Source organism: Pedobacter gandavensis (assembly GCF_032677645.1).
GTDB lineage: Bacteria > Bacteroidota > Bacteroidia > Sphingobacteriales > Sphingobacteriaceae > Pedobacter > Pedobacter gandavensis_A.
Genome location: NZ_JAVTSB010000002.1, coordinates 302,612 through 317,494 on the forward strand (window position 1 = coordinate 302,612; position 14,883 = coordinate 317,494).

Consider the following 14,883-nt stretch of genomic DNA (forward strand, 5'->3'; position numbering starts at 1 on the left):
GGTAATTTTATAAGTTCTTCAAAGCGATTTTTATCATTTGTTCTACGGTTAAATCTGTACCTCCATTTTTCACTGCACTATCAATTGATTTCTCGGCTGGTTGTTTTGCAAACCCGAGCATCATCAAGGCTGATAAGGCTTCTTCTCTAGCCGTATTATTTAATGGTGCAGCAATCAATGATCCTGTACCTTCTTTTTTCAACTTGTCTTGCAACTCCAATACCAGGCGTTGCGCGGTTTTTGCACCAATTCCTTTAATCCGTTGAATCAAAGGTAAATCACCATTTACAATAGCCGTTTGGATTTCCACAGGGGTGATCGAAGAGAGCATCATCCTTCCCGTATTCGGGCCGATTCCGGAAACGGAAACCAGATGAAGGAAGAGCCTGCGCTCTCCCTCCTCTGCAAATCCGTATAAAGTATGTGCATCTTCTTTGATATGTGTCCAGAGGTAAACCTTACATCTTTCCACATCTGCCAGACTGCTATAAGTATTTAGTGAAATATTGATATGATAACCAATCCCTCCGGCCTCCACAACAATATAAGCGGGGCACTTAAAGGTCAGTTTACCATCAATATATTCATACATAGCTTATTTCTTAATTAACTTTTTTAATAGACCACCTTTTTTAGCCAGGGCTTCCTGTTCTTTAGATTGTACATCTAACACGGCTAAAGTTACCATGTTCACAATCTCACGAACTGAACTACCCAACTGTACAATGTGAACAGGTTTGTTCAATCCCAATAAAATAGGACCAACAGCTTCTGCGCCACCAAGCTCCTGCAACAGTTTATAAGCGATATTTCCAGACTCTAAATTAGGGAATACCAGCGTGTTAGCAGGTGCATCCACTAAGCTACTAAAAGGAAAGTTATCTTTCAATAAAGCATTGTTAATCGCAAAGTTTCCTTGCATTTCGCCGTCTACAACGATTTCAGGGTGGTTTTGGTGAAGAATCTTCACTGCTTTTCTCACTTTTTCAGGAACAACACCTTCGTTTGACCCAAAATTAGAGTAAGAAAGTAGGGCAATACGTGGCTGAATGTTGAATTTACGTACCGCAGAGTCTAATAGTAGCGTAATATCTACCAGTTCTTCTACCGTAGGATCTACATTTACAGTCGTATCTCCGAAGAAAACAGGACCTTTTTTGGTCATCATCATGTACATTCCGGCCACACGGTTTACACCTGGTTCGGTACCGATTACCTGTAATGCAGGCTTAATGGTAGACACATAATTTTTAGTCAGACCAGAGATCATGGCATCTGCCTCACCGAATTCTACCATAGAAGCACCGAAGTAATTTCTATCGCGTAAGAACTTATTGGCTTCGAACAAGGTTACCCCTCTTCTTTGTCTCTTTTGGTACAAAGATTCCGCATATTTTTTCATGCGTGCCGGCTCCAACAATGGATCAATGATTTCTACACCTTCTAATTCCAGTGCATTTTCTTCAATGATTTGCTCGATAATTTCTCTGTTTCCTAATAAAATCGGAATCGCAATATTTTCATCCTTCACGATCTGAGCCGCTTTCAGGATTTTATAATTATCCGCCTCGGTGAATACCACACGTTTCGGATCAGATTTCGCTTTATTGGTGATGGCGCGCATAATCGCATCATCCATACCCAGACGGGTTTTCAATTCTTCCGTATAAGCATCCCAGTCGGTGATGATTTTACGGGCAACGCCAGAATCAATCGCTGCTTTGGCAACTGCCGAAGAAACATTGGTCATCAATCGCAAATCTACCGGCTTAGGAATGATATAATCCTTACCAAATTTGATGTTTTTCTCGTTGTAGGCCATGTTTACAGCCTCAGGAACAGATTTCTTAGCCAGTTCAGCAATTGCTTTCACGGCTGCAATTTTCATTTCCTCATTGATGCTGGTAGCCCTAACATCCAATGCACCTCTAAAAATGTATGGGAAGCCCAGTACGTTGTTCACCTGATTAGGATAATCAGAACGTCCTGTAGCCATAATAATATCTTTACGGGAATTGATAGCCAGTTCATAAGCAATCTCCGGATTAGGATTCGCCATTGCAAAAACAATAGGATTCTTAGCCATAGATTTCAACATATCTACTGTTACGCAATCTGCAGAAGAAAGACCGATGAACACATCAGAATCTTTCATGGCTTCTTCCAAAGTATTCAAATCTCTGGTGGTTGCAAATTCCGCTTTGATCGCATCAAGAACAGCTCTGTCAGCTCTGATGACGCCAGTACGGTCGCACATCACGATGTTTTCTTTTTTAGCACCTAAAGAAACATAAAGACGGGTACAGGAAATCGCGGCAGCACCGGCACCATTCACCACAATCTTAATCTTATCCATTTTCTTTTTCTGCAACTCACAAGCATTGATTAATGCCGCGGCAGAGATAATGGCAGTACCATGCTGATCGTCGTGCATCACAGGGATATTCATCTCCTCTTTCAAACGACGCTCAATTTCAAAGCACTCCGGTGCTTTAATATCTTCTAAGTTGACCCCACCAAAAGTTGGCTCCAGGGCTTTTACGATTTTCACAAAATCGTCAACATTTGTAGTATCCAGTTCTAAATCGAAAACATCGATATCAGCAAAGATCTTAAAAAGAAGACCCTTACCTTCCATCACCGGTTTACCCGCTTCCGGACCAATATTGCCAAGACCTAAAACTGCTGTACCATTACTGATTACAGCTACAAGGTTACCTTTGGCGGTGTATTTATATACATCTTCAACGTTTTCTGCTATTTTTAAACAAGGTTCAGCTACCCCTGGAGAATACGCCAGCGCCAGATCTCTTTGAGAGTTCGTTGGTTTCGTGGGTATAACTTGTATTTTTCCCGGTCGCCCTTGCGAGTGGTAATCCAAAGCATCTTGCTTCCTGTTAATTTTACTCATAAATCAGTCATTTATAAAGGGCCAAAGTTACAATCTTTTAATTAGCCCTGAAATAAAAAAGGAATCAGTATTGGGAAGCGGAGATTAGCCTTTAACAGCGGATAGTTTACGTTTTTCTGAATCCGGATTGTGGATTTTCAACTTTTGCCCCGGTACAATGGAAGAGCTTTTAAGACTATTCCACACTTTTATGTCCTGAACTTCTACATGATACTTATTGGCAATCGCGCCAAGTGTTTGTCCGGGCGTTACCTTATGGTAGCTGATTGCAGTCGCAGGTTTCGCGACAACTTTCTTCTTCGCACGTCTACGGTCGTCATTAGAAGCCAGATATACGTTCTGGTTCACTTCCAGTTCGGCATTGTTCAACACTTCATAGATCTCCGCAAACTGCGCCATGTTCACTTTAGGAATCACGATGCGCTTGGGCTCCGCTTCGGTGCCATTCACAATGCGCTTTTTATAACCCGGATTGAGGCCACATAAGGCATCTTCTTCGATGTTTAACGCCCCTGCCAATTGAGACAGTGACACAAAACGGTTCACATGGATCGTATCAGTAAATTTAACGAATGGGGATTGTTGTGCAACGATGTGGTGTTGACCGGAGCATTTCATCACGTAAAGGGCTGCAATAAATGCAGGCACATAATTACGGGTTTCTAAAGGCAGGAAAGGTCTGATCTCCCAGAAATCGTGGGAATCTGCTTTAATGATGGCTCTTTTCACATTACCCATTCCGCAGTTGTAAGCGGCAATGGCAAGGAGCCAGTCGCCAAGTTCCAGGTAAGCATCTCTAAAATAAGCTGCCGCAGCGTAACTGGCCTGAACCGGGTCTTTTCTTTCGTCCACAAAGTTATCCATGTTCAGTCCGTAATCTTTTGCCGTAGCAAACATGAACTGCCATAAACCGGTGGCACCTACCCTGGAAACCGCATGGGCGTTCATCGAAGACTCGATGATGGGCAGGTATTTAATTTCTTCGGGAATGTTATAGTTTTTCAGTGCTTTTTCAAAAACAGGGAAATAATACTCGGACAGTCCGAGCATTTTTCCCATCATATCTTTGCGGCCGCTATAAATGTCGATGTACTTTTGTACATGTTCATTATAACTGAGTGGAACCATTTTCTGAATAGAATCCAATCGGGCCTTAAACACGTAATTATGGTTGTAAAAGGTGGGTGTTTCCGGTAAAACCGGAACAGCTATCGTATCAATAGTTTGTAAGGCTATTGGGATTTGCCGTAGTTGCTGAGCTGCTGCTGAAAAGCTGGTTAATGCTACAAAACAGGATGCAAAAAGTACATTTATTTTCATAGGCAATGTTTGGTGACATGGGTCTAGGTTAAAAATGTATGGGACAGGGATAATAGCTCCTGTTCCTTAAAGTGCTTTGCCATAAGCTGTAAGCTTAACGGTAATCCATCTTTATTATTGCCCAAAGGTATTGCAATTGCCGGAATTCCTGTCAAAGATGCCAATACTGTAAAAATATCTGCCATGTACATCACCAATGGATCGTCCATGTTTTCTCCGATTTTGAACGCAGGAGTTGGTGCAACCGGACTCAGGATCACATCAAAATCTACCAGCATTTCTTCCATTTTCTCGCGGATCAGTCTTCTCACCTGTTGTGCTTTCTGATAGTACGCGTCGTAGTATCCGGCACTCAAAACAAAGGTACCAATCAGGATGCGTTTCTTCACTTCTTCTCCAAAACCTTCCGCTCTGGAAGTCTTGTATAAGTCGTTCAAAGTAACCGCGTCCATATTGCGATGCCCATAATGAACCCCGTCATAACGGGATAAATTAGAAGAAGCTTCGGCAGTTGTTAAGACATAATAAGCAGGAACCAGGTAATCCAGCAAGTCAAATGATACATACTCTACGGTATGTCCCTGACTTTTAAAACGCTCGATTGCGCTGAGAATACCCGCTTTAATTTCAGGGTCTAAGGCTTCACTTTCCAGTGTTTCTTTTAATACGGCAATCTTTTTCGGGCCTCCTGCTGATAAACCAGCGGTATAATCCGGGACTTCCTGTTTAGAAACGGTACTATCGTAATCGTCTGCACCGGCCAGAATTTCCAGCAATAGCGCAGCATCAGAGATAGAAGAAGTGATGGTACCCACCTGATCAAAAGAAGAAGCGTAAGCGATTACGCCATATCTGGAAATGCGGCCATAAGTAGGCTTCATCCCGATACAACCGCAAAAAGCCGCAGGCTGTCTTACTGAACCACCGGTATCGGTTCCCAATGCTGATAAGCATAGGTCTGCCTGTACCGCTACTGCCGAGCCTCCTGAAGAGCCTCCGGCAACACGTTCCGTATCTGCCGCGTTTTTTACCACGCCATAATAAGAAGTTTCATTGGAACCACCCATGGCAAACTCGTCACAATTGAGTCTTCCGATGATGATGGCATCTTCGGCCAATAGACGCTCTACTACGGTAGCAGAATAAGGGGAAACAAAACCTTCCAGCATTTTGGAAGATGCGGTAACGATGTGGTCTTTATAACAAATATTGTCTTTAATACCGATCACCATACCTGCCAGTTTGCCGGCAGTTCCGTTGTCAATTTTCTCTTGTACTACTTTAGCCTGAGCGGCCGCAGAATAAAAAAACACCTCATTAAAAGCATTGAGGTGTTTCTGAGTTTCTATTTGCTTAAAATAGTGATCCAATAGCTCAGTTAAACTAAGTTTTTTTTGAGCAATAAGGGTTTGTATCTCTGATAAGGAGTTATACTTCTTCAAATTTCAAGAATAGGTTAAATTTAAAAATCGGATTAAAACCTATAGTGGTTTGTTCGTACGGTTTTGTTCTACTTTGTCGGTAGCATCATCCATCCCGTCTTTTCCGTCTTTAAATTCTTTAATGCCTTTACCTAAGCCGCGCATCAGTTCCGGAATTTTTTTACCACCAAAAAGTAATAAAACAATTACCAAGATAATGGCGATTTCTGAGGCACCTAAGCCAGCTATTAAGAATGTGTTTAACATGATATTTTAGTTAAAGTTGTGTTTTATCTGTTTCAATTTTTGGATTTTCATGGCTTGTTGCAGCTACTACATCCTTTTTTTCTAAGTCAATTCCTTCGGTAGAAGTAGTGGCAGGAGTTTCAGTAGCAGTGGTTGTATTGTTGGTACTACCAGGGTACATTTGCTCTTCCAGACTAGTTTCTTTTGGATGGTGGCGACTATTGTCGTTGATCACATCGTTAAGATCGTCTACGATACCTACGGAATTAATATTGCGATGGATTTCTCTTTTCACACCGTCTGAAGCATCTTTAAAATCGCGGATTCCTTTTCCTAATCCTCTTGCCAGTTCCGGAAGTTTTTTACCTCCAAATAACAAAAGAACAACGGCCAGGATCAGCATAATCTCACCTCCGCCCATATTTAAGAATTCCAATACTGTTCCTGAATACATTTAAGCTCTATTTTTTAAGTCAATATACAAATATAAACATTTCTCCCGCAATCCTCTATTTTGCAGACAACCAACCCGTAGGATTTTGCGCTACGTTACCTCTATAGATCTGGAATTGAAGCTCCGGCATATCGCCTGAGGAAGCGACAGTTCCGATGGTTTGCTTGGTACTTACCTCGTCTCCCTTCCCTACACTAACGGATTTCAGGTTCTGATACACGGTAAAGAACTGTCCGTGTTTGATCAGCACATAATACTTGCCGAGTGCGTTTCCTATGGTGGTAACTTTTCCGTTAAACACGGCCCTTACCGCAGCGCCTTCATTGGTTTGTATGGTAATACCGGCATTATTATAGCTGGCTTGTCCTTCTTTGTGCTTACCGAAAGTCTCCGTGGTGGTTCCGGTAGCTACCGGCCATGGTAAAGAACCCCTGTTTCTTTCAAAATCAGCAGATAGTTTTGCCGCTTCCGGAGTTGCCGTCAGGTAGTTGTTACTACTGTTTGCCGTAGCCACTTTAGCCTTCGCTACAGGAGCCTCTGCCGGGGCAACAGGAACCGGTTTGTTTTCCGCTTTTGCTTTAGCAACCGCAGCCGCTCTCAGGCGATCTGCTTCCGCTTTGGCACGTGCGGCCGCAATTCGGGCACGTTCTGCTGCAGCTCTCGCCTCAGCTTCCGCTTTCTTTTTCGCAATCTCAATCTCCCGGGCAATTGCCGTGCGGATACTCTTGTCGATCTGTGCCTGTTGTTTTTTACGGCTTACAATATCCTGCTTGTATTTCGTTTCCTGCTTATTGAATTTATTCAACACCTGGGCCTGTTCATTTTTGTTCTTGCCCAGTTTATCTTTTTCACTTTCCTGCTCATGCAGCAAACTGCTTTTCTGTTTCAGGTTTTTATCCAGCACCACAATCTTATAGTTCAGGTCTTTTTGCGTCCCCTGGATATATCCTGCCTGCTTTTTCCGGTACTGACCGAACTGTTGCAGGTATTTTATCCTTTTATAAGCCTGGTTGAAATCGCTGGCAGCAAAGACAAACATCATCTTGTCGTAAGCATTCTGGTTGCGTTGTGCAAAACGAATCATCCCCGCATACTCTTTTTTAAGCTGCGACAATTGTCCTTTCAGGTTAACCACCGTATTGGTATTTTCATGAATCTGGTTGTCCAGATTCTTAATCTCAGAATTGATCACCGAAATCTTGTCCTGCATTAAACTGATTTTCGTGTTTAAGGCATCGATCTGGCTCTGCGTAAGTTTCTTGTTTTTTGCCGTCTTCGTGAGGTTTCTCTGAAGCAGTTCTATCTCCCGTTGTATGGCGTCTTTTTTTCTTTTAAGCTCTGAACTGCTCTGCGCAACGGCAAAGTTGGCGGACAATAAAAATAAGAAGAGGAATAATATTTTATTTAGCTTCATTGCGTCAAAAGTATAAAAAAAATCAGTTTATTACTTCATACTTCCCCGGAACATTAAAGGGGAAGTCTACCGGAAGATTGCTTTCTACCTTTGAAAAATCAATATTCAGCGCTATTTTTTGCGTTCCTGCCATAGAATTGATCTGGATTGTAGTAGGGAATAAAGTCCCGTTCATATTTTGGTAATCTCCATAAACTACCTTCAGCGCTTTCGCAGATTTCAGGTCGTTTAACTGGTACTCCGACACCTTAAACAAGGTATTGAACAAAGCCAGGTAAGCCAGATTTTCCTGCTCCCCGCTAATTTCCCAAACGCCGTTTTTAATCAATATATCCGCCTCCGTATTCATGAACTCCGGAATGGTATTTCCAGACAAAATGGCCTGCAATAATTTATAGTTCACCTGCGGATTTGTAAAGCGATGCACATAGCTGAAAGGCTTGCCCAGATACACATTCTGCCATTTATTGAGCACCTTGATGCTATCCGGAGTAATCAGTACCCTGCCAAGTTCAATCCCCATCGGACCACCGATAGACATCCAGATCCCTTCATCCTTGCGAATTCGGATGTTCATGCTCACATTATTCACAGCCCCGTTGATGTCCATACGGGCTTTTCCTCTTAATGATAAGGTGGTATAGGAAATATCCTTCCCCTGCAACATCGTTAAGGTTTCCGTTTTTTTGGCATCTGCCGGAGCCACACCTGTTACGGGAGGCACTACCACTACTTTTTTCTTTGTTTTACAAGCCATGGTTAAAGAAACCAGTGCCACAAAAAGCAGGCTATTTAATATATTTCTTCTCATTGATCTTTCGTTTTAAATTGGCCGCATCATTTCCTGCATCCCTTGCCTTCTGCCAATGGATCAATGCGGCGTCCTGTTCCCCGTTTAAAAACAGGATATCGCCATAATGTTCCAGATAAAGACCATTTCCTGCACCATCATGCTGGATCGCCAGCTCTGCCCAGGTTTTCGCTTTATCGTACTTTCCACGTTTAAGCAATACCAGTGCATAGGTATCCGCAACCGAAGTATTTCCAGGCAAGGCTGCTGCAGCTTTAGCCGCCAGGGCTTCCGCTTTCTCCAGGTCCTGATTACTCAACGCGAGATAAAAGGCATAATTGTTTAAGAGCAGGTAATTATTCGGTGACAGCGTCACCGCCTTATCAAAAGCCGCATTTGCTTCCTTGAATTTTTGCGCGTCCAGCAGGATTTCTCCCTGCAAGGCAAAAACAAGGGCTTGAAGTTCCGGATTGTCACCATCCAGCTGCAAGGCCGACTTAATATTGGTCATTGCCGCAGCATTCTGCTGATCACGGTGCAAGGCGAAAGCCAGGTAATAATAAAGAATCCCCTGATTCGGAAAAATGGCCAGGGCCTCTTCTCCGGTTTTCGCCGCATCTTTATATTTCCCTAAGTTATTTTGAATCGTTAATACGCGTTCCCAGACCGGGTACAGCTGGTCGCTTAATTTCAATACCTCCTGATATTGCTGCAATGCGGCTAATATATCGCCTTTTTGGTACAGCAGATCGGCATACAAAGCCAGCACATTGGCATCCTTTGCATTGGCTTCCAAAGTCAGCTTTGTTAAAGCAATAGCTTCGTCTAAGCGCGAAGCGTTTTTAGCGCTTCCGGCAATCATGAGGATGATTTTACCTTTTCTTTGCGTCGGCATTTCCGGATTGGCGAAAGCCTCCCTTAAGGCCTGTCCGGCTTCCATATTTTTCTTGACTTGCTGATAGTAATCGGCTAAAGCCAGATCAATTTCATAGTCTTCGGGCGTAATGCTTTTCGCCTTTTTAAGCAGGGCGAGTGCATTTTCCGTTTGTCCTTTTTCTAACATGGACTGACTAAGATCGAGCATCCCGGGTACATCATCTGCTCCCGCAGTCAGCATGTTTTCCATTACCGCCTTACCAGCCTCTTTTTTATTACCCAGGTCTATCCGGTGCCTGGCCTGAATCAGCGCTTTTGACACCCCGAATTTCCTTTCCAGATCATCGTAAGCTTTTAGCGCTTCCGTCGTTTTACCCAATAACAACAAGGCATTTCCCTTGTCAAAATAAAACGCATCATTGTCCGGCGACAATCGGATTAGTTCGTTAAAAACACCAACCAGGCCTTCCATTTCTCCTTTGCGTTTATACAGTTCGGCCATCATCTTCCAATACCACACGTTGTTCTTATCGAGTGCTACGGCTTGTTTAATGGCTGTTTCTGCTTCAGGAAGTTTATTCTGGCGATAGTTGAGACTGGCGAGTTCATAATAAACCGCTGCATTTTTGGGATCGAGGGTCAGGATTTTCTGGAAACTCTCCCCTGCCTTGCTGTAATTTTCATTCAGCTTTTCCCGTAATCCGGCGAAGAAAAGGGCCTTTACTTCCGTACTATCCAATCCTGGTTTTACAGGTTGTTGTGCCGCAGCCGACAAGCCTGCAAAAAGTAATGACAGTAAAAGAGTCCTTTGCTTCATCCTTGTTTTATTTATTTTCAGAAGGTTATTCTGAAGGTTAATTCCGAAGGGATCTTCCCGGAGTGATTGCTCCGATAAGCTCCCTTCAAATAATTACTTACCAGTATGACCGTAACCACCAGCACCACGTGCGGTATCCGACAATTCGGCTACTGCTTCCCATGAAATGGTTTCATGTTTTGCAATCACCATTTGTGCGATACGATCACCATTGTTCACTACAAAGTCAGTATCAGATAAGTTCACCAACAATACTTTGATCTCTCCGCGGTAATCTGCGTCGATTGTTCCCGGTGAATTTACAATACTGATGCCATGTTTATAAGCCAATCCGCTACGAGGACGAATTTGTGCTTCAAAACCTACAGGCAACTCAATGTGTAATCCAGTTGGGATCAGGATGCGTTGCAAAGGTTTAATGGTGATTTCAGTTTCCACAAAAGCACGCATGTCCATTCCTGCCGCATGAGCAGTTTCATATTGAGGTAAAGCGTGTCCGGAGTTGTTAATGATATTGATTTTCATTGCAATAATTGTTTTTATGTATTATTAATCTTAAAAATGCCCTTGTTACTTCTTAAACAAGATGCTTTTCAACTGGTCTTTTTCGAAATATGCGATGCCACCAACAAAAGCAAAAAGCAACATATTTCCAATATAAATATTCCTGTTGAATACCCAGAAAGATAAAATGACCAGTACCACCGAAATGATGAGGTAGATCAGAATTCTTTTCAGGTTATAGGGTATCGGGTAATATTTCTGGCCTAATATATAAGAGATCACCATCATCACAAAATACGCGAGCATAGAAACCCATGCAGAGCCCATATAGCTATATTTTGGAATCAGCACGAAGTTAAACACAATCGTGATTGCTGCGCCAATGATCGAAATGTATAAACCGAAACGGGTTTGATCTGATAAACGATACCAGATAGAGAGGTTAGAATATACCCCAAGGCAAACGTAACCAAACAGCAAATAAGGCACTGCCGGTAATCCCACCCAATACTCGGGCTTGCGGATAAAATGCTTCAGGAGTTCTATGTTGGCAATTAAACCAACAAACAAAATCACCAAAGCGATCACAAAATATTGAAGGATAATGGCGTAAGTCTGCCTGGCATTTTCTTTTTTAGCATGACTAAAAAAGAAAGGCTCTGCACCTAAGCGGAAGGCGGTTACGAAAATACTGATGAAGATGGCAATCTTACAAACAGCACCATAAACCCCTACTTCATAATCAGCAATGGCATCTGGCAACAACCTGCTCAAGACAATCTTATCCAGATTTTCGTTCACGATAAAGGAAAGGTTGGCGATCAATACCGGCCAGGAGTAAGAAAACATTTTACTGAACAGCTCTTTATCAAATTTCAGCTGAAGCTTTAGAAACTCCGGCAGCAACATCATAAAGGTGACTATACTGGCAATTAAATTGGCTACAAATACATAACCTACCCAAACCCCACGGTACCAGGACGACAACCATTCGGCCATTGGCCAATCGTGTTTAATGATCCATGGAATCACATAGATGAACAGCAGGTTGAATCCTACAAAACAGCCAATGTTCAAAAACCGGATTACACTATATTTTATGGGCCTTTCATCTGCCCTTAGTTTGGCAAATGGAATCACACAAATCGCATCGATAAACAAGATTCCAATGAAGAACTGCACATAGTGTTTATAATCTGTGAGTTGTTTCGGATCATCCGTTAAATAAGCGGCAATCGGATTTGCCAACACCAGCCCTGTAATTAAAAACAGGGTAGAAATGAAAGCGATCACCAGGAAGGAGTTGTTGTACACCTCCTGTTTTCTATCCTCGTGCTTATTGAGATACCTAAAATAGGTACTCTCCATCCCAAATGCCAATATTGCATTGATCATCGAGGCATAGGCATACATCGTAGTGAAAATACCATACGTCCCCGCAGCAAACTTGCTGGTATAAATCGGGGTCAGGATAAAATTAAACAGTCTGGAAAATACCGTACTTAAACCATAGATTGCAGTCTGACCGAGGAATTTCTTGATGACAGACACGCGTTATTTCTTGATGATTTCGAAATTTTGGTAGCCCTTCAATTCTCCGGGAGTTACTTCTACAGTTTCAATCTTTGCCCTGTCAGGCCCTTCATTACACCATTCTTCAAAAACTTCTAAAGAAGCGTCGTCTCCTTCTGCTTCCAGATATAAGGTTCCGTCTTTTTCATTCTTCACTATTCCGCGGACACCCATTTGATCTGCTATTGCTTTTGTGGTCTCTCTAAAGGATACTCCCTGCACCTTTCCGGTAACTCTTATGTTGATGTGTTTCATTCTTTTTGTTTTGTATATTTTCAATGCTGGTTAACCAGCTATTAAAGTGTAGACATTTATGGATGGGATCAAATTTATGATTCTTTTCGAAGGTGGTGTTAATTTACCCGAACTTTAGCTGAGAAATTCTATTCTTTTCCAGGAGAAATTCCTGCCAGATGACATCCAGAATCTCTGCAGCAGATTTAATTTCCCCCAGCATTGCAGATACCTGTCCGATTTCCAATTCTCCGGCTTCCATATCTCCTTCGAACATCCCCAATTTGGCTCTTGCCCTACCTAAAAGCTGTTTTAGCTCCTCCGCATCAGCACCTTCCGCTTCGGCTTGCGCCACTGCCTCGGCAAAACTGTTTTTCAGCAACCGCACAGGAACTAGTTTTTTTAAGCTCAGACGTGTGTCCCCTTCTTTGGCGGCAAGGATCTGAGATTTAAAATTCGGGTGTGCAGAAGACTCCTCTGCAACCGCGAAAGCTGATCCAACCTGAACTGCCTCCGCACCCAATGCAAACGCGGCCAGCATTGCAGCACCACTTCCGATACCACCAGCAGCAATGACCGGAATTTTAACCGCCTCCGTCACCATCGGAATTAAACACATGGTAGTGGTCTCTTCCCTTCCGTTATGTCCGCCAGCCTCAAAGCCTTCTGCTACGATCGCATCCACACCACAGGCTTCTGCTTTTAAAGCGAATTTGGTATTGGCGATCACATGAACCACTGTAATTCCATTTTCTTTCAGGAAGCTGGTCCAGGTGGCCGGATTTCCGGCAGAGGTAAACACAATCTTTACACCTTCTGCTACAATGATCTTCATGACCTCTTCCACATTGGGATAAAGTAAGGGCACATTGACAGCGAAAGGAAAATCCGTTGCCTGTTTACATTTTCTCAGGTGTTCTTTTAAGACTTCGGGATACATCGATCCGGCACCGATGATGCCGAGTCCGCCAGCATTGGAAACAGCCGAAGCCAGTCGCCAGCCACTGCACCAAACCATCCCGGCCTGAATCACCGGGTATTTAATTTGAAATAAGGTGGTAATCCTGTTTTTCATTTATGCTAATCTTTTGATATTACCTGTAATCCACATTTCCCCATCTTTATCCACAAATTCGAGCAGATTGATGCCCGGAGTTTTTCCGGCAGCTAAACTTCCGAAACGATCTTCAATTCCTAAAAATTCAGCGCCATTTAAGGTTGCCCAGTTCAGCAGCTCCGTTAAAGAGATTTTGAAGTGTTGCTGCAAAGTTTTCATTTCTGCAACAATACTAAGTTCGTCGTTGCTGGCCAGACTATCTGTTCCCAGGGTGATTTTTACACCTGCTGCTAAAAATAGCGGAAGCTCCGGCAATTTATCCTCTATATATAAATTTGCATTCGGACATAAACACCAATATAGATCCGGGTGGTTTTCTTTTGAAAAACTCAGGTCGGACTGACTCGTAAATGTATTGTGTACTAACAATGTTTTCAGGGAAGGAGAAAGTTTTGGTAAATAAGAGCGCAGCGAGGTTTTCCCTGTGGCTTTGAAAAAGTCGATATTTAAACCGAGGAATTCATACAGTTTCAAAAAGCTGCCGGATTTATGTTCAAAAAATTCGTTCTCTTCCGGGGTCTCCTGGTTGTGAATACTCAAAAGATCCTGATGTGTTTCGGCTTCCTTGTTAATTTCGTTGAATAAATTATCGGATACCGAGTAAGGTGCATGCGGAACGATGGAAGCTTTTAAAGGTTGAAAAGCTTTTTTCATGATTTTTGCTGCTTCGATAATATCGGAAGCTTTCTCCGGGTTGAAACCCATGGCTTCAATAAAAGTATGGTAATAGATTCCGCTGATTTCTTTGACTTCTTTTGAAATCAGTTTATTGGAAATATCACCGACTGCTACAATTCCCTGCGCATACATCTCCCGGTCTGCGATTTCCATCGCGTCGATGACTTCTGTATCCGTTGCCTGTCTTTGTCGGATCACTTGTTCCACAAATCCCGGTAATCCGGTATGCTTTGCAATTTTACCTTTCAGGTGAGAGAGTTCCAGGTGGCAATGGGTATTTACAAATCCAGGAACCAGGATCCCCTCATAAAATTTAACCTCAGTAATCCCTTTCGACCGCGCTTCGGCAGCCGACAGGATTTCCAGAATCAGCCCATTGGAATCTAAAGCAATTACCCCTTCTTTCAGGGGGCCGGAACTCACCGGATAAACATAAGACGCAGAGATATAAGAAATCATAAATACAAAGGAAAGATATTTTAGCGATTCGGGCTGCTTTCGATTTGTTTTCGTATTGCCCCTTAATTTA

The 14,883-nt window shown here is 42.8% G+C and carries 14 protein-coding genes; all 14 read right to left on the bottom strand.

Going from position 1 to position 14,883, the window contains the following annotated elements; translation table 11 throughout:
- Positions 1–7 precede the first annotated feature (7 nt).
- The 14 genes from ruvA to R2Q66_RS04810 all read right to left on the bottom strand — a co-directional run bounded on the left by ruvA (position 8) and on the right by R2Q66_RS04810 (position 14,813).
- Positions 8–592, bottom strand: a complete 585-nt coding sequence (ruvA, locus tag R2Q66_RS04745) for a Holliday junction branch migration protein RuvA (RefSeq protein WP_316746850.1) — start codon at positions 590–592, stop codon at positions 8–10.
- 3 nt (positions 593–595) lie between these two features.
- A complete protein-coding gene (locus R2Q66_RS04750) occupies positions 596–2,911 on the bottom strand; it encodes an NADP-dependent malic enzyme (RefSeq protein WP_316746851.1) in 2,316 nt (771 codons plus the stop codon).
- A gap of 84 nt (positions 2,912–2,995) precedes the next feature.
- Entirely contained in the window at positions 2,996–4,231 is a 1,236-nt protein-coding gene (locus tag R2Q66_RS04755) for a lytic transglycosylase domain-containing protein (protein WP_316746852.1), read from the bottom strand.
- A 23-nt stretch (positions 4,232–4,254) separates the two neighbouring features.
- Positions 4,255–5,673: an Asp-tRNA(Asn)/Glu-tRNA(Gln) amidotransferase subunit GatA gene (gene gatA, locus R2Q66_RS04760; RefSeq protein WP_316746853.1), complete on the bottom strand. Its 1,419-nt coding sequence runs from the start codon at positions 5,671–5,673 to the stop codon at positions 4,255–4,257.
- A gap of 39 nt (positions 5,674–5,712) precedes the next feature.
- Positions 5,713–5,919: a twin-arginine translocase TatA/TatE family subunit gene (locus R2Q66_RS04765; protein ID WP_316746854.1), complete on the bottom strand. Its 207-nt coding sequence runs from the start codon at positions 5,917–5,919 to the stop codon at positions 5,713–5,715.
- Positions 5,920–5,929: 10 nt separating this feature from the next.
- Positions 5,930–6,352: a twin-arginine translocase TatA/TatE family subunit gene (locus R2Q66_RS04770; protein ID WP_316746855.1), complete on the bottom strand. Its 423-nt coding sequence runs from the start codon at positions 6,350–6,352 to the stop codon at positions 5,930–5,932.
- A 55-nt stretch (positions 6,353–6,407) separates the two neighbouring features.
- Positions 6,408–7,766: a murein hydrolase activator EnvC family protein gene (locus R2Q66_RS04775; protein ID WP_316746856.1), complete on the bottom strand. Its 1,359-nt coding sequence runs from the start codon at positions 7,764–7,766 to the stop codon at positions 6,408–6,410.
- A 22-nt stretch (positions 7,767–7,788) separates the two neighbouring features.
- Positions 7,789–8,577: a DUF4292 domain-containing protein gene (locus R2Q66_RS04780; protein ID WP_316746857.1), complete on the bottom strand. Its 789-nt coding sequence runs from the start codon at positions 8,575–8,577 to the stop codon at positions 7,789–7,791.
- The gene (locus R2Q66_RS04785) at positions 8,555–10,249 is read right to left on the bottom strand and encodes a tetratricopeptide repeat protein (protein ID WP_316746858.1); all 1,695 of its coding nucleotides are present in this window, start codon (positions 10,247–10,249) and stop codon (positions 8,555–8,557) included. The genes R2Q66_RS04780 and R2Q66_RS04785 overlap by 23 nt, the downstream gene beginning before the upstream one ends.
- A 93-nt stretch (positions 10,250–10,342) precedes the next feature.
- Positions 10,343–10,774: a dUTP diphosphatase gene (dut, locus tag R2Q66_RS04790; RefSeq protein ID WP_316746859.1), complete on the bottom strand. Its 432-nt coding sequence runs from the start codon at positions 10,772–10,774 to the stop codon at positions 10,343–10,345.
- 45 nt (positions 10,775–10,819) lie between these two features.
- Positions 10,820–12,304: an oligosaccharide flippase family protein gene (locus R2Q66_RS04795; protein ID WP_316746860.1), complete on the bottom strand. Its 1,485-nt coding sequence runs from the start codon at positions 12,302–12,304 to the stop codon at positions 10,820–10,822.
- 3 nt (positions 12,305–12,307) lie between these two features.
- Positions 12,308–12,580: an acylphosphatase gene (locus R2Q66_RS04800; RefSeq protein ID WP_316746862.1), complete on the bottom strand. Its 273-nt coding sequence runs from the start codon at positions 12,578–12,580 to the stop codon at positions 12,308–12,310.
- Positions 12,581–12,683: 103 nt separating this feature from the next.
- Positions 12,684–13,634, bottom strand: coding sequence for a nitronate monooxygenase (locus R2Q66_RS04805; RefSeq protein WP_316746863.1), 951 nt, complete (start codon positions 13,632–13,634; stop codon positions 12,684–12,686).
- Positions 13,635–14,813, bottom strand: coding sequence for an amidohydrolase family protein (locus tag R2Q66_RS04810; protein ID WP_316746864.1), 1,179 nt, complete (start codon positions 14,811–14,813; stop codon positions 13,635–13,637). It lies immediately after the preceding gene.
- Positions 14,814–14,883 lie beyond the last annotated feature (70 nt).